The sequence below is a fragment of the Undibacterium sp. Di26W genome (assembly GCF_049340265.1).
Taxonomy (GTDB): domain Bacteria; phylum Pseudomonadota; class Gammaproteobacteria; order Burkholderiales; family Burkholderiaceae_D; genus Undibacterium.
On sequence record NZ_JBMPOR010000018.1, the window covers coordinates 37,986 to 52,452 of the forward strand.

The 14,467-nt window shown below is 52.8% G+C and carries 14 protein-coding genes; 10 read left to right on the top strand and 4 right to left on the bottom strand.

Features of this window, described 5'->3' with window-relative positions; translation table 11 throughout:
* The first annotated feature begins 283 nt into the window (after positions 1-283).
* Complete coding sequence (locus ACO0LM_RS19355) at positions 284-1,270, top strand: fumarylacetoacetate hydrolase family protein (RefSeq protein ID WP_423039028.1); 987 nt, start codon at positions 284-286, stop codon at positions 1,268-1,270.
* Between the two features lie 83 nt (positions 1,271-1,353).
* A complete protein-coding gene (locus ACO0LM_RS19360) occupies positions 1,354-2,520 on the top strand; it encodes an ABC transporter substrate-binding protein (RefSeq protein ID WP_423039030.1) in 1,167 nt (388 codons plus the stop codon).
* 188 nt (positions 2,521-2,708) lie between these two features.
* On the opposite strand, the gene ACO0LM_RS19365 is transcribed toward ACO0LM_RS19360, so the two are convergent.
* The gene (locus ACO0LM_RS19365; RefSeq protein ID WP_423039032.1) at positions 2,709-4,907 is read right to left on the bottom strand and encodes a patatin-like phospholipase family protein; all 2,199 of its coding nucleotides are present in this window, start codon (positions 4,905-4,907) and stop codon (positions 2,709-2,711) included.
* A 359-nt stretch (positions 4,908-5,266) separates the two neighbouring features.
* Between ACO0LM_RS19365 and ACO0LM_RS19370 the strand changes: the two genes are divergently transcribed.
* The 4 genes from ACO0LM_RS19370 to ACO0LM_RS19385 all read left to right on the top strand — a co-directional run bounded on the left by ACO0LM_RS19370 (position 5,267) and on the right by ACO0LM_RS19385 (position 8,224).
* Positions 5,267-6,208, top strand: coding sequence for a CysB family HTH-type transcriptional regulator (locus ACO0LM_RS19370; protein WP_422988103.1), 942 nt, complete (start codon positions 5,267-5,269; stop codon positions 6,206-6,208).
* Positions 6,205-7,008, top strand: coding sequence for an HAD family hydrolase (locus ACO0LM_RS19375; RefSeq protein WP_423039034.1), 804 nt, complete (start codon positions 6,205-6,207; stop codon positions 7,006-7,008). The genes ACO0LM_RS19370 and ACO0LM_RS19375 overlap by 4 nt, the downstream gene beginning before the upstream one ends.
* Positions 7,001-7,654 (top strand): class I SAM-dependent methyltransferase, encoded by a 654-nt coding sequence (locus ACO0LM_RS19380; RefSeq protein ID WP_423039036.1) that lies wholly within the window; start codon positions 7,001-7,003, stop codon positions 7,652-7,654. Before ACO0LM_RS19375 ends, ACO0LM_RS19380 begins: the two co-directional genes overlap by 8 nt.
* Positions 7,655-7,927: 273 nt before the next feature.
* A complete protein-coding gene (locus ACO0LM_RS19385; protein WP_423039038.1) occupies positions 7,928-8,224 on the top strand; it encodes an SCP2 sterol-binding domain-containing protein in 297 nt (98 codons plus the stop codon).
* 130 nt (positions 8,225-8,354) lie between these two features.
* Here ACO0LM_RS19385 and ACO0LM_RS19390 read toward each other — a convergent pair whose 3' ends face one another.
* A complete protein-coding gene (locus ACO0LM_RS19390; RefSeq protein WP_423039040.1) occupies positions 8,355-8,693 on the bottom strand; it encodes a hypothetical protein in 339 nt (112 codons plus the stop codon).
* Between the two features lie 122 nt (positions 8,694-8,815).
* Here ACO0LM_RS19390 and ACO0LM_RS19395 point away from each other — a divergent pair, with 122 nt between their 5' ends.
* Complete coding sequence (locus tag ACO0LM_RS19395) at positions 8,816-9,121, top strand: 2Fe-2S iron-sulfur cluster-binding protein (RefSeq protein WP_423039042.1); 306 nt, start codon at positions 8,816-8,818, stop codon at positions 9,119-9,121.
* A gap of 74 nt (positions 9,122-9,195) precedes the next feature.
* Here ACO0LM_RS19395 and ACO0LM_RS19400 read toward each other — a convergent pair whose 3' ends face one another.
* A complete protein-coding gene (locus ACO0LM_RS19400; protein ID WP_423039044.1) occupies positions 9,196-11,328 on the bottom strand; it encodes a 3-hydroxyacyl-CoA dehydrogenase NAD-binding domain-containing protein in 2,133 nt (710 codons plus the stop codon).
* Between the two features lie 22 nt (positions 11,329-11,350).
* Positions 11,351-12,553 carry an acetyl-CoA C-acetyltransferase gene (locus ACO0LM_RS19405; protein ID WP_423039046.1) on the bottom strand — a complete coding sequence of 401 codons (1,203 nt, stop codon included), beginning with the start codon at positions 12,551-12,553 and terminating at the stop codon, positions 11,351-11,353.
* 235 nt (positions 12,554-12,788) lie between these two features.
* On the opposite strand from ACO0LM_RS19405, the gene ACO0LM_RS19410 reads away from it, so the two are divergent.
* The 3 genes from ACO0LM_RS19410 to ACO0LM_RS19420 all read left to right on the top strand — a co-directional run bounded on the left by ACO0LM_RS19410 (position 12,789) and on the right by ACO0LM_RS19420 (position 14,288).
* Complete coding sequence (locus ACO0LM_RS19410) at positions 12,789-12,974, top strand: hypothetical protein (RefSeq protein ID WP_423039048.1); 186 nt, start codon at positions 12,789-12,791, stop codon at positions 12,972-12,974.
* Positions 12,975-13,035: 61 nt separating this feature from the next.
* The gene (locus ACO0LM_RS19415) at positions 13,036-13,821 is read left to right on the top strand and encodes an enoyl-CoA hydratase/isomerase family protein (RefSeq protein WP_422988085.1); all 786 of its coding nucleotides are present in this window, start codon (positions 13,036-13,038) and stop codon (positions 13,819-13,821) included.
* Positions 13,822-14,084: 263 nt separating this feature from the next.
* Positions 14,085-14,288, top strand: a complete 204-nt coding sequence (locus ACO0LM_RS19420) for a cold-shock protein (RefSeq protein WP_422988083.1) — start codon at positions 14,085-14,087, stop codon at positions 14,286-14,288.
* Positions 14,289-14,467: the final 179 nt, after the last annotated feature.

Consider the following 14,467-nt stretch of genomic DNA (forward strand, 5'->3'; position numbering starts at 1 on the left):
ACTATCGCTCCGCTTTGCGTCTTGCCCTGATCGCCGGGCAAGCGTCTTTCACTTCTGTTTCAACGGTTACAGTCCACTAGGGATCAATTTTCGCCGGTTGCACCCAGTGATTTGTCCGGTTTTGCCGAATTAAATTGCAAAGAAGTTAGCGTATTGAGCATACCAAAATTGGCCTGTAGCGCTAGCTAAATTTGTGATTAGTCGTCCGGCATGTGGGTTTCCTGACAGTTTCCGCTTTTTGATCATGTAAAATCGGGAATATGACGATAAAAACAGAGGATTTATGAAGCTTGCAACACTTAAGGATGGTTCCCGCGATGGCCAGTTGCTGGTGGTATCCCGCGATTTGAAGACGGCCTGCATCGCCGATGGCATGGCACCGACCTTGCAGCGTGCTCTGGATGACTGGAATTTCATGGCACCCCAGCTTGATGAATTGTATGCGCGCCTGAACAGCGGGCGGGCCACCAACAGTTTTGATTTTGATGCCAGCAAGTGCATGGCACCCTTGCCGCGTGCCTTTCAGTGGGCAGATGGTTCTTCCTACGTCAATCATGTTGAGCTGGTACGCAAGGCCAGGAACGCCGACATGCCCGACAGTTTCTGGCATGACCCGCTGATGTATCAGGGCGGCAGCGATGATTTTATCGGGCCGCAGGATGATATCGTGATGGCGTCGGAAGAATGGGGCATCGATTTCGAAAGCGAAATTGCGGTCATCACCGGTGATGTGCCCATGGGCGTCAAGGTGCAAAATACCGCCGAACATATACGCCTGCTGATGCTGGTGAATGATGTGTCGCTGCGCAACCTGATACCGGCAGAACTGGCCAAGGGCTTTGGCTTTTTCCAGTCCAAGCCAGCCTCCAGTTTTTCCCCGGTGGCAGTGACGCCGGATGAACTGGGTGACGCCTGGAAAGACGGCAAGGTGCATCTGCCTTTACGTTCCAGTCTCAATAATATGCTGGTCGGGCAACCAAATGCAGGCGTGGATATGGTGTTTTCTTTCCCGCAACTGATCACCCATTTATGCAAGACCAGGAATGCCCGTGCCGGTACCATCATCGGTTCGGGTACGGTATCCAACAAGGATGCCACCAAGGGGTATAGCTGCATTGCGGAAAAACGCGCACTGGAAATGATTGCCATGGGTGAGCCGGTCACGCCTTACATGAAGTTTGGTGACAGCATCAAGATCGAGATGCTGGACAAGAATGGCAAATCGATTTTCGGTGCGATAGAACAAAGCGTGGTCGAGCAACACCGCTGACCTGCTGTCAGTTGGGTGAATGATCGGTGAATGATGGGTAAATTCGAGATATCACCAGTACCTCTTTTTTAGTGGAGTCGTGTATGTTGCCTGTTTTTTCCTGCACCTTGCGTGCTGCTGTGTTGGCTGCCATGAGTCTGGCCTGCGTGTCCGCCGCAGCCCAGATCAAGGTGGGTGTCAACCTGTCTACCACAGGGCCTGCGGCTGCCATCGGTTCTTCATCCAAAAACGCTATCCTGCTGTGGCCAAAAGAAATCGGCGGTAAAAAGGTCGAGTATATTCTGCTGGACGATGCCACTGACCCTGGTAATGCAGTGAAAAATATCAGGAAGCTGATTGCCGAAGAAAAAGTCGATATCATCATCGGCCCCAATACCACGCCGAATGCGCTGGCCTTGCTGGACGTGGTGGCAGAAAACGAAACGCCGCTGGTCACCCTGGCCGCTTCTGCCAGCATAGTCGAACCCATGGATGCCAGGCGTGCCTGGGTATTCAAGATGCCGCAAAACGATACACATATGACGACCATCCTGACCCAGCATATGGCAGATCATGGTATCAAGACCGTCGCCTTCATCGGGTTTGCCGATGCCTATGGCGAAGGATGGTGGCGCGAGTTTTCCAAACTGGCTGAGCTGCGCCATATCCGGATCGTGGCGAATGAGCGCTTTGCCAGGACCGATACCAGTGTCACCGGCCAGGTACTGAAGATCATGTCTGGCAAGCCCGATGCGGTATTGATCGCTGGCTCTGGCACACCGGCTGTATTGCCGCAAAGAACGCTGGTAGAGCGCGGTTATAAAGCACAGATTTATCAGACCCACGGCATCGCCAGCCTGGAATTTTTGAAGCTGGGTGGCAAGGATGTCGAAGGCACGCTGTTTCCTACCGGTCCGGCCGTGGTGGCCCGTCAACTGCCAGAAAAAAATCCGGTCCGGAAAGTCGCTGTCGATTTCGCCCAAAAATATGAAACTGCGTATGGGCCGGGTAGCGTGACCCAGTTTGCCGGTGACGCCTGGGGTGCTTATATGCTGATGGCAAATGCCATTCCGGTGGCGCTGAAGACTGCACAGCCTGGCACCAGGGCATTCAGGCTGGCTTTGCGCAATGCGCTTGAAAACACCCGGGAGCTGGTAGTGCCCCAGGGTGTCATCACCATGAGCCCGACCGACCATGTGGGGCTGGACCAGCGCTCGCGCGTGATGGGCAAAATCCAGGCCGGCAAGTTTGTGTATGCGTATGGCGGTTAAACCGCCTGCAGCTAGTGGACTGTAACTTTGAAACAGAAGTGAAAGACGCTTGCCCGGCGATCAGGGCAAGGCGCAAAGCGGAGCGATAGTGAACTATCGCGAGCATTTGCAACGCAGCCATGGTCGTTGCGCAAGCGGAAGGCACTCTGTTTTCAAAGTTACAGTCCACTATTGTCTATTGCTTACGTCTATTGCCTTCCCAACTGGAAGAACACATTCCTGGTGCCAGCCGGAGCCACCGCAAAGCCCAGATAAATCGGGCCGATGAAGCTGTTGAAACCGGCAAACAGGCTGGCACTCTTGCGCAGTGAGGCTGTGGAAATTTCACTACGTTTGTTCCAGACATTGCCGGCTTCCAGCGAAGTACCAAGGAACAGGCTTTGCCCTGCCAGATCAAATTTCACCGCACGCAGCAAATACGTCAGGCTGCCGTACAGCATGTAGTTGCCGGTGAACTGATCTGGCTGATAGGCCGACAATTGCTGGAAGCCGCCTAGTGTCGAACCGATGCCGCGTATTTCGGTATCGGTCTGGAATAGCCCCGCACCATTCAGTTTCAGGTTGATGCTGTGATTGTTCCAGCTATTCGCCCAGGTCGTATTGATGCTCAGTTCCTGGTAGTTATTGTGGGATCGGTCCGTCCCCAAAAAGACGTTGCTGTCGAACTTGTATCCATACCGTGGGAAGCTGGCATCGCTGAGCTGGTCAATGACCAGTGCCGCTTTCACCCCCAGTTGATGCAGGTCAGCACTGGGCAGAGGGTCGGTGCCCAGGCTGCCATCCGGGTTCAAGTACAGGAAACTGCCTATTTTCGGGCGCACGCGATAGCTGTTGAAGTTCAAGCCCAGCTTGGCTTCACCCAGTATGCCCTGTTCACCCAGCCGCATGCCCAGATCCAGTCCTATCTTGTCGCTACGGAAGTTGTACTCGGCGACGCGCGTATTGCCGCTATATAAATTCCTGGTGTTCTGGCCGATTTCTGCAAATGGCGATACATACATGCCTTCGCGTTCAAACAGGGGTTGGCGCAGTTCGGTATGCAGTTTGAGGCTGTTGCCAAATTCCAGATCGTTACGCCATTCAAGGCCACCCTCAGTCAGCCAGGGGCGGCGATGGCCAACCTGTAACTTGAAGCCACCAGTACCTTCAAAACCGCTGGACAGGGCCAGGCCAAAACGCAGGAAATGCGGGCCCCAGTTGCGCCCGTTGGCGTTCACACGTATGCCATATTCACCATCACGCTCTATCAATTCATGATTGATACTATCAAAGTCGCGTGCACTGTTGAGTATCGACAGCTTGCGGTTGACATCCTCGGCCTTGTATTCCGTACCCAGGCGTATGTTCAACTGGCGTCGTATATCGCTTTCAGGCACGGCACCATTGGTGGCAACATCGACAAACTGGATTTCGATTTTCGGCAATTGCGGGTTCAGGCGGATCTGGTGGCGGATGGCATACACTTGTGGCGACAGACTATAGGCTTGCAGTCTTGACGCCAGTTCACGGGTAGCTTTTTCACCGACTACCACGGCGTCTCTGGAACGACCAAAATCCATGAAGCTGATATTGCCCAGATTGGGTTCTATCAAAATATCATTCGCGTTCAGCAGGGCTTTTTGGGCTTCCACATTCTGTTCGGTCAGGATGTTGACCATTTGCTGGCTGACATTGAACAGGGTCAGCAATTGATCACGGGGCAGTAAGGGCGTGCCGATGTTGACGGCAATCACGATATCGGCTCCCATCTTGCGGGCAATATCCACCGGCAGGTTCCTGACCAGGCCGCCGTCTGATAATAAGCGGCCATCAATTTCTATGGGCGCGAAAACACCGGGGGCTGCCATGCTGGCGCGTATCGCCTTGTGCAGCGGCCCTTTGCTGAAAACCACCATCTTGCCAGTTTCCATATCCGTGGCGACCGTACGGAAAGGGATAGGAAGACGGTCAAATTCTATATCCGGCTGCAGATGGGCAGTCCAGTTCTGTAATAACTCCTGGAACTGGGATGCCTGCACCACACCGGCTGGCAGGCGCACGCCATTGGCGCTCAGGCCCAGGGTTGCGCCCAGTGGATATTGTTCATCTTCCTCGCGCACGGATTGCGGCAGGTAGCGTCTTTCCACGCGGTCCAGGGCAATGTCATTGAGTTTTAATGCATCCAGGCGGCTTTCGATTTCAGTGGCTGACAGGCCGGCAGCATACAGGCCACCAACTACCGCACCCATACTGGTGCCGGCGATACAGTCGATGGGAATGCGCAATTCTTCCAGTACCTTCAGCACGCCGACATGGGCAAAGCCACGGGCGCCGCCGCCTGACAGGGCCAGGCATATCCGGGGATTTCTTGCTTTTGGTGCTTGTACGGTCAGGCTTTCTGCATACACAGGATTTGATGTCAGTAAGCAACTTGTGAAGCTCAAAACTAGAAGGAAAAGTGATTTATGCATGTCAGACGGGTTGGAAACATGGAATTCTGGGCTCAGGGTCTATATACTAACGGATGCATATTAAATCATGTTAACCTATGTTTAATTGCATAAGAACCTATTTACGATCTTACTGCGCGAGCGCAATCGGAGTCCACGCGGGGCTCATGCGCTGCTCAAAATGCTCATGGTCTAGAGTACATTCCGCTTTTTGCGCTGCGCTTTTGTTACCCTTACCCCGCTGATGCAGGCACGCAGGCTCGCAACAGATCGTAAACAGGTTCTAAGAGATTTTTATCGCCCTTACCAAAAGACCTATGAACCTACATCAATTGCGTTTTGTACGTGAAGCCGTGAGACAGAATTTTAATCTGACCGAGGCAGCCAAGGCCCTGTTTACCTCGCAACCAGGTGTTTCCAAGGCAATTATTGAGCTGGAAGAGGAATTGGGGGTCGATATCTTTACCCGTCACGGCAAGCGTATACGCGGCTTGACGGAGCCGGGCCGGGCAGTGCTGAAGTCGGTAGAATTGGTGATGCAGGAAATTGATGGCCTGAAACGCATAGGCAAGGAATTTGCCGCGCAAGACAGTGGCAGCTTTACCATCGCCACCACCCATACCCAGGCCCGGTATGCCTTGCCCAAGGTGGTACAGGCGTTCATGCAGAAATATCCGAAGGTACGTTTGTCGCTGTTGCAGGGTAATCCCAAGCAGATTGCCGAAATGGTCATGCGTGACCAGGCCGACCTGGCCATCGCCACCGAAGCCATTGCCGGTTTTGATGGCCTGATTTCCCTGCCTTGCTATCAGTGGGAACACGTGGTGGTCGTGCCGGTCGAGCATCCCTTGCTGAAACTGAAAAATGTCACGCTGGAAGAAATTGCCAATTATTCGCTGATCACCTATGATTCCGCCTTTGCCGGGCGGACCAAGATAGACCATGCCTTTCATATCCGTAACCTGAAGCCCGATATTTTGCTGGAAGCGATTGATGCCGACGTCATCAAGACCTACGTCGAGCTGGGTATGGGTGTGGGGATTATTGCTGGCATGGCATTTGATACAGAACGTGACCGCAATTTGCGCGCCATTCCTGTCGGTCACCTGTTTGGCATGAATATTTCGCGTGTCGCCATCAAACAGGGTGCCTATTTACGTAGCTATATCTACACCTTTATTGAATTACTGAACCCTACCCTGAACCGTAAAATGATAGACAATGTCATGCAGGGTAACAAGGATACCTACGATTTATGAACATGCAGGCCCTGCATACCTGGCCAGCGGCAGAGCGCAGCCAGGTGCGAGGCATCCTGACCGATATCGATGACACCCTGAGCACACATGGCAAGCTGACCGTCGCCAGCCTGGATGCGCTGGACCGGGCCAGGGCAGCAGGCTTAAGGCGCATTGCAGTCACCGGCAGGCCGACTTACTGGACGCTGCCATTATTGAAGCTGTGTGATTTTGATGCCGTCATTGCCGAGAATGGTGCCAGCGCCTTCTGGCTCGACGATCAGGGCCAGCAGCAGGCACTGTATTATGCCGACGCTGCAACACGTCAGCAGCATCGCCAGCAACTGGAGGCCTTTGCGCTTATCATGCGCCGTCATTTTCCCGCTATCTTGCCAGCGGCAGATGCGCCGCAACGCATCGGTGACCTGGCTTTTGATATCGCCGAAAACATTCCGGCCATACCCGTGACGCAATTGAATGAAGTCGTGGCCCTGATACGTGAACATGGCCTGTATGCCACTACCAGCAGCATTCATGCGCATGCCTCTGTGCTGCCGTTTTCCAAGCAGAGCATGAGCCAGCGCTTATTGCATGAAGTGTATGGCGTGGATGATGCAGAGGCCCGTCGTACCCATGTGTTTATTGGCGATTCTGCCAATGATGCCAGCATGTTTGCCCATTACCCCCTGTCGGTTGGGGTAGCGAATGTGCGACAATTTCTGGACCGGTTTGAAGCTCACCCGCGCTATGTCTGCAATGCAGAGTATGGTGCCGGTTTTGTCGAGCTGATTGATTTTCTGTTGAAAGATAAAAATGAGTGAAAATACCATGCGCGATTATTATGCGCAAAGAGCGCAGACGCTGGAAAAGGTTTACCAAAGACCTGAACGCCAGCAAGACTTGCGCGAAATCGAAACCCGTGTGCAGGACGTGCTGCAAAACCAGCGTGTGCTGGAACTGGCCTGCGGGACCGGTTACTGGACTGAACGTTATGCCGCCCAGGCAAGCTCCGTCGCGGCAAGCGATTACAACCAAAGCATGCTCGACCTGGCGCAGGCCAAATCGTATCCTGATGGCAAGGCGACATTTGCGCTGGCCGATCTGTATGAATTGCCAGCCGCCACAGCAGACCAGTATTCAGCCTGCTTCGCCGGATTTTTCTGGTCGCATGTCAAACGGGAAGCGCAGACCGGCTTGCTGGCCCATTTGAGCAAGGTAGCAGGCAAGGGAACAACATTAGTGCTGATAGACAATAATTATGTTGAAGGCAGCAGTACCGTCATTGCCCGTACCGATCTGGAAGGGAATACCTTCCAACTGCGCAAACAGGAAGATGGTAGCCGTGTGGAAATTCTCAAAAATTTCCCCACAGACAGTGCCCTGCGCAAAAAATTTGGCCCTGCCGTGCGTGATATTCGTATCTTCAGGAATACCTATTACTGGATGCTAACCTGTGTGCTGAAATGACTCCTACAGGACTTACGCAAAATTGTCCCAGCAAGGCTATCGCTTCTAGGAAACCCCCCTTGCAGGGGAGGTTTGTTTCGTTGGCAGACAACATGTTGTCTGAAACCCCAACTACACCGTAGCGACGAAGACAGTACGAATAGTACAAGGTCTTAGTAAATGCAGGAGCTGCAACGCAGCTGGGGCGGTTTTGCGTAAGTCCTATTCTAGTATTGTTCCTCCAAGATTAGCTGTGCTACATTGCAAGTCGTTTAAATTTTTCAGGAGTAATTCATGGACTTGCAAGCATGCACAGAAGCGATACGCGCTAAAGTTGGTGACGACAGTGGTTTGAATGCCACGCTGAAATTTGATTGCGGTAGCGATGGTGTGGTTTTTGTTGATGCCCTGGTGACACCGAATACCGTCAGCAATGACAACCAGGAAGCCGCCTGCACGATCAGTATTTCCCTGGAAAACCTGGCAGCCTTGCTGACCGGACAACTGAACCCGATGAACGGTTTCATGATGGGCAAACTGAAAGTCTCCGGCGACATGAGCATTGCCATGCGTTTGCAAACTGTGGTGTAAGATTTATTGATGCGGACTGTGTAAGAGCAGCAGTTTTAGCGATCTGTACTTTTAAAGCGGCATTTCACTATTGCGCGAGCAATGGGAAATGCCGTTTTCAATTTTCAACCGATTATATTTCCTGCTATCTTCACACCAGAGACATGGCCCCCAATGCCAGCGCCGAAGTACCATCCGGATACAAAGCATCGTAGCAGCGGGTGCAACTGGTGCAGAGTAAATGCGAGCGCTTAACAAATTTATAACGTAATATCAGTTGCAGTTGTACCCCGCTACAATGGGGGCAATGTTCGCGCATACTGCCTGCCGAAGGCGCATCTTCTGATTGATAGCCTTCCTGTATCATGACTCCTTCTATGACATCTCTGGGATCCAATTGCACCAGGGTAAAATCGGGTGCACGTAAATTACGCCTTTCTGAATAAATATCTTGTTGAACTGGTTTACGAATAGCACTGGCTGTCGTCATGGTTTGCTCCTGATATGACTGGTGTGCCTACCTCTTGGTACATGACCTCGCATCATGCAAGCTCGGGCAGACTTTCAATCTAGTAAAATTCAGTCTCAAAAACAAGGTGGAAAACGACAAATATGAGCTTGACCAAGAATGCATGGACGCTGAGCTTGCAACCGCATGCCTGGACATGCGAAACCGATGAACAGACCAGCCTGCTGGAGGCGGCACTGGCGGTCGGCGTGCGCCTGCCGAACTCCTGCCGCAACGGTACTTGTCGCACCTGTCTATGCAAAATGCTGTCCGGCCAGATCGCCTATCGTGTGGAATGGCCAGGCCTGAGCCTGGAAGAAAAGCAGGAAGGCTGGATTTTGCCCTGCGTCGCCCAGGCCCGCAGTGATGTCAGCCTGGACGTGCCAGCAGCAGTCAATATGTTTGATTAGTCGACAACTAGGCAAAGAATTGAATTTTTCTATTTCAAGACTAGCAGTACTACATAAAGAACTATTGTGCTAACTCAATACTGACGACTGTCCTGCGCATAACGCAAATAATTGGGTGATAATGCGTAAGCGTCGCCATACCGGGCCTGCAATTCGCCCGCTCTTGTGGCAAATTGTGCTGGCCCTATGTGATTGATGAATTGCACAGCGCCCCCGGTCCAGGCAGGGAAGCCGATGCCAAAGATGGAACCTATATTCGCATCCCGGCTGGATTCCAGCACGCCCTCATCCATGCAGCGCAGGGTTTCCAGGGTTTGGCGGTACAGGAAACGGTCTTGTAAATCAGCATAAGGCAAACTGACACCGGGTTTGCCAAACAACCGGTCCAGTTCTGGCCACAGATATTTTTTGCTGCCATCGGCAGGATACTCATAGAAACCGGCACCGCCAGCCTTGCCGCTACGCTGATGCTGATCCAGCATGATGTCGATGATGGTGGACGACGCCGGCGCTTGCCAGGTGATGCCTTCCGCTGCCAGATCGGTCCTGGTTTGCTGTGCGACATGGCGCGACAGGCTCATTGAGACTTCGTCCTGTACCGCCAGCGGCCCCACCGGCATGCCGACCGACAGGGCGGCATTTTCTATCAGCGCTGCAGGCAAGCCTTCTGCCAGCATGCTCAGCCCTTCGTTGACAAAACTGGCAAATACGCGGCTGGTGAAAAAACCACGGGCATCATTCACAACGATGGGTGTCTTGCCGATTTGCAGGACGTAATCATAGGCCAGCGCCAACGTGGCCGCACTGGTTTGCCTGCCCTTGATGATTTCCACCAACGGCATTTTTTCTACCGGTGAAAAGAAGTGCAGGCCGATAAAACGTTCAGGACGGCTGACCGCTTTGGCCAGGCCAGAAATAGGCAGGGTAGAGGTATTGCTCGCCATTACGCCGGTGTCAGCTAGCCAGGTTTCTGCTTCACTGCTGACACTGGCTTTCAGTTCGCGGTTTTCAAATACGGCCTCGATGATCAGCTCACAGCCGGCGAATTCGCTCGCTAGCGCGGCGGGCTGAATCCTGCTCAGTTGCGCCTGCATCTGGCCTGCTGATAATGAACCCTGACTGACTTTTTTGTGGAGTTTGTCAGCGATGGCGATTTTGCCTTGCCGCGCCTGGTCCGGGGTCTGGTCTCTCAGCACCACCTGTATGCCACGTGCCGCACTGACAGACGCAATGCCAGCACCCATCATGCCGGCACCGATGATGCCCAGTTTGTTGATTTTTGTTTTGGGGATATGCGGTGGGCGGCTTTTGCCGCTGGCGATGTCCTGCATCTGAAAGAACAGGGTGCCTATCATATTCCTGGAAACCTGACCGGTTGCCAGATGGGTAAAGTAACGTGCCTCTATTTTCAGTGCATTGTCAAAATCGACTTGTGCACCTTCTACCATGGCGGCAAGTATGGCTTCCGGCGCAGGATAATTGCCACGGGTTTTTTCGCGCAGCATGGCGGGGGCCACCATGATCACGGGTAGCAATGTGGCGGAGTGGGGTGCCCCGCCGGGCATCTTGTAAGCGCGATCATCCCAGGTTTGTTGTGGCTGCGGGTTGGCCGCTATCCATGCATGTGCCTGTTGCAGCATGTCGTCATGGCTGCTGGCGAGGGCGTGCACAAAACCCGCCTGCACTGCAGCTGCCGGGGAAATCTGTTTACCTTCCAGCAGATAAGGCGTCGCTGCCTGCAAGCCCAGCATGCGCACACTGCGTACCACGCCACCCGCACCGGGCAGCAAGCCCAGTCTCACTTCAGGAAAGCCGAATTTTGCCCTGGGGTTGTCCAGCGCAATTCTATAGTGGCAGGCCAGTGCCAGTTCCAGGCCACCACCGAGAGCGCTGCCATTGATGGCTGCCACCACTGGCTTGCCCAGTTTTTCAAGCCGGCGTATCACCGCATGGTTTTCCATCAGCATGGCAAAACAGGATGCTGCATCTTGTAAGCGGATGAGTTCACGCAAGTCACCACCAGCAAAAAAACTGTCCTTGCCCGAACTGATGATGACGCCACTGATTTGTTCTTTTTCTTCTTCCAGTCGCGTGATGGCAAACGCCAGTGTGGCCCGGAAAGCGGCATTCATGGTGTTGACGGACAGATCAGCCATATCGATCCAGAGCGTGACAATTTGATTCGCATCTTTGCTGTAATTGATCATGATATGCTCTCCTCTGGATATCTCAGGTACGCTCTATGATGGTGGCAATGCCCATGCCGCCACCGACGCACAGCGTGATAAGGCCGCGCTTTAGCTGGCGCGCTTCCAGTTCATCAATCAGGTTACCCAACAACATGCAGCCGGTTGCACCCAGAGGGTGGCCGAGGGCAATCGAGCCGCCATTCACGTTGACTTTTTCCTCTGGCACATGGAGGTCTTTCATGAACTTCATGACGACGGCGGCAAAGGCTTCATTGACTTCAAACAAATCGATATCCTCTATGCGCAGTCCGGCTTTGCCCAGGGCTTTCAGGGTGGCAGGGCCGGGGCCGGTCAGCATGATGGTGGGGTCGGTGCCGGTGACTGCCGTGGCGACGATGCGTGCACGTGGCTGCAAGCCCAGGCGCGTGCCCATGGCTTCGCTACCTATCAGCGCCAATGCGGCACCATCGACAATGCCTGATGAGTTGCCCGCCGTATGCACATGCTGTATGCGTTCGACGTGTGGATATTTGCGTATGGCGACGCTGTCAAAACCCATCTTGCCTGGCATCTCGAAAGAAGGCTTCAGCGCGGCCAGTGCGGCCATGCTGGATTGTGGCTTGATGAATTCATCTTCAGCCAGGATCACCAGGCCATTCAGGTCACGCACTGGCCGCAGTGAGGTGAAACGTCCTGCGGCCCTGGCGGCTGTGGCTTTTTGTTGTGAGCGCAAGGCAAAGGCATCCACATCTTCCCGGCTGAAACCCTCCAGCGTGGCGATCAGGTCAGCACCTATGCCTTGTGGCAAAAAATCAGTCTGCATGCTGGTCTGCGGGTCTGCCGCCCAGGCGCCGCCATCCGATCCCATGGGTACGCGTGACATCGATTCGACACCACCTGCCACTACCAGGTCTTCCCAGCCTGAACGTACTTTTTGCGCCGCCAGGTTAACTGCTTCCAGACCCGAGGCGCAAAAACGGTTTAGCTGCACGCCGGCCACCCGCCAGTCCCAGCCGGCAGCGAGGGCTGCAGTCTTGGCGATATCGGCACCCTGATCGCCTATCGGCGTCACGCAACCCAGCACCACATCATCGATCAGTGTCGTATCCAGTGCCAGGCGTTGCTGCATGTCCTGCATCAGCCCGGATAGCAGGGACACCGGTTTGACACTATGCAGTGAACCATCCTTTTTTCCTTTGCCGCGTGGCGTGCGAGGCGCATCAAAAAGATAGGCTTCAGTCATTTCATCCTCCGGTGTGGGTGGGCCATATGGGCCACATGGGGCTTGTCTGGTCTTGAACTATAAGATGATGCAATTATTAAATCAATTGCTTGATTGAAACAATTTCAAGGTCGGACGTGTAGTGGATTGATGCTGTGATACTGCAATTTTGATCCGGCAACAAGGTGGATGCAATGCCTTAGTTTGCCTTGTGCAACGAAACAACACAGGACTAGGTCAACACGCCCTGATACGCATGACGCAAAACATTCTGGCTAACCCCGAATTTCAACACATGTTGAAAATTGTCATAGAAGAAAAAATCCCCTTTTGTCATTTGCTGGGCAAGCGTGTCGCCAATGTATTGATGGATTTACGCAACGAAAAAGGCGAGCGCATCGCCACGGGCGTCGCTGCTTTCATGTTACATGGCCGTGCCTGATTGCCTTTCTATGACATTCTTACTACGATGATAGGAGAACATAAAACCAGAGGAGATTGACATGAGCATACGTCTGGAAATAGCCAATGGATTGGCAACCATGATATTTGATAATCCCGATAGCATGAATGTGATGGGCATGAGCGAGATACGCAGCCTGAACCGGCTGACAGAAGAACTGGCTGATGACCGCAGCATACGTGTCGTCATCGTGCGTGCCGAAGGCAAGGTGTTTGGGGCGGGGGGCGATATTTCCAGCTTTCGCCCGGGTGACCCGGCCTCGCCAGAAACCATACGTGAAATCGGTGCCGAACTGAACCAGGCCGTTTTGCGCCTGCACAATTTACCGGCCATCGTGATTGCTTCAGTCCATGGTGCGGTGGCTGGCGGCAGCATGGGAACCATGAATGCGGCGGATCTGGTGGTGGCCGCCAAGGGCACGCGTTTCAATATGGCTTATGCAAAAATCGGTGCCAGCCCGGATGTGGGCAATACCTGGTTTTTGCCGCGGCTGGTGGGTAACCGCAAGGCACTTGAATGGTTATTGTTTTCAGAAAATTTTGATGCCGATGAAGCGCTGGCTTTTGGGCTCGTCAATCTGGTGGTGCCGCCAGAACAATTGAAAGACGTGACAGAAAAACTGGCGCTGCGCTTATTGCGTGGGCCGCATGAAACCTATGCCCGGATGAAACGCCTGATTTACCAGTCGGAATCGACTTCGCTGGAACAGCAGGTCACAGATGAAATCGAAGCATTTGCCTCGGTCACCATGACGCCAGACTTTGCGGAAGGCGTATCGGCATTTTTGGGTAAGCGCCCGGCGCATTTTGGTGCCAAGCTAAATTAAGCAGCCGGTGGCTGTGTTGGCCGTGAAAACCACGGTCCAGGCAGTAAGCTGCGCTTAAAACCACTGATTTTCTGTGGCGCAACATGAAAAATTGAAGTTTCCGTGATGACTATGTGTTTTATTTTACTTTTTCATGAAATTCTGCGTATAATCATTCGGTCGTTGAGATTCAAAGTGGTAGTGCAGTATCAGTCTGTCATTTCTTACTTGGTTGAAACGATCTATCGGGCATATGTCCACATTAACTGAAATAGGAAATTGTAATGGCAACAGGTATTGTTAAATGGTTCAATGATTCAAAAGGTTTCGGCTTCATCACTCCAGATGAAGGCGGTGAAGATCTGTTTGCTCATTTCTCCGCTATCCAATCTAACGGCTTCAAATCTTTGAAAGAAAACCAACGCGTTACTTTCGAAGTAACTACAGGCCCTAAAGGCAAGCAAGCTTCCAACATCGAAGCAATCTAATTGCTGAAATGTTAGTCTAGTTTTGCGCTAAAAGATCCCCGATTCGTCGGGGATTTTTTTTGCGCCGATTTTTGTATGAACTTGTATCCATGAGCACAAATTTTATGCGCAGTTTGTAAAGTTATTTATACTCCGATGGCAATTCATGCATTAAAGTTGTCCCTTATCAATATTCGAAA

Coding starts and splice junctions, on each gene's coding strand:
- ACO0LM_RS19355 (WP_423039028.1), top strand. CDS start 284: ATGAAGCTTGCAACACTTAAGGATGGTTCCCGCGATGGCCAGTTGCTG.
- ACO0LM_RS19360 (WP_423039030.1), top strand. CDS start 1,354: ATGTTGCCTGTTTTTTCCTGCACCTTGCGTGCTGCTGTGTTGGCTGCC.
- ACO0LM_RS19370 (WP_422988103.1), top strand. CDS start 5,267: ATGAACCTACATCAATTGCGTTTTGTACGTGAAGCCGTGAGACAGAAT.
- ACO0LM_RS19375 (WP_423039034.1), top strand. CDS start 6,205: ATGAACATGCAGGCCCTGCATACCTGGCCAGCGGCAGAGCGCAGCCAG.
- ACO0LM_RS19380 (WP_423039036.1), top strand. CDS start 7,001: ATGAGTGAAAATACCATGCGCGATTATTATGCGCAAAGAGCGCAGACG.
- ACO0LM_RS19385 (WP_423039038.1), top strand. CDS start 7,928: ATGGACTTGCAAGCATGCACAGAAGCGATACGCGCTAAAGTTGGTGAC.
- ACO0LM_RS19390 (WP_423039040.1), bottom strand. CDS start 8,693: ATGACGACAGCCAGTGCTATTCGTAAACCAGTTCAACAAGATATTTAT.
- ACO0LM_RS19395 (WP_423039042.1), top strand. CDS start 8,816: ATGAGCTTGACCAAGAATGCATGGACGCTGAGCTTGCAACCGCATGCC.
- ACO0LM_RS19400 (WP_423039044.1), bottom strand. CDS start 11,328: ATGATCAATTACAGCAAAGATGCGAATCAAATTGTCACGCTCTGGATC.
- ACO0LM_RS19405 (WP_423039046.1), bottom strand. CDS start 12,553: ATGACTGAAGCCTATCTTTTTGATGCGCCTCGCACGCCACGCGGCAAA.
- ACO0LM_RS19410 (WP_423039048.1), top strand. CDS start 12,789: ATGACGCAAAACATTCTGGCTAACCCCGAATTTCAACACATGTTGAAA.
- ACO0LM_RS19415 (WP_422988085.1), top strand. CDS start 13,036: ATGAGCATACGTCTGGAAATAGCCAATGGATTGGCAACCATGATATTT.
- ACO0LM_RS19420 (WP_422988083.1), top strand. CDS start 14,085: ATGGCAACAGGTATTGTTAAATGGTTCAATGATTCAAAAGGTTTCGGC.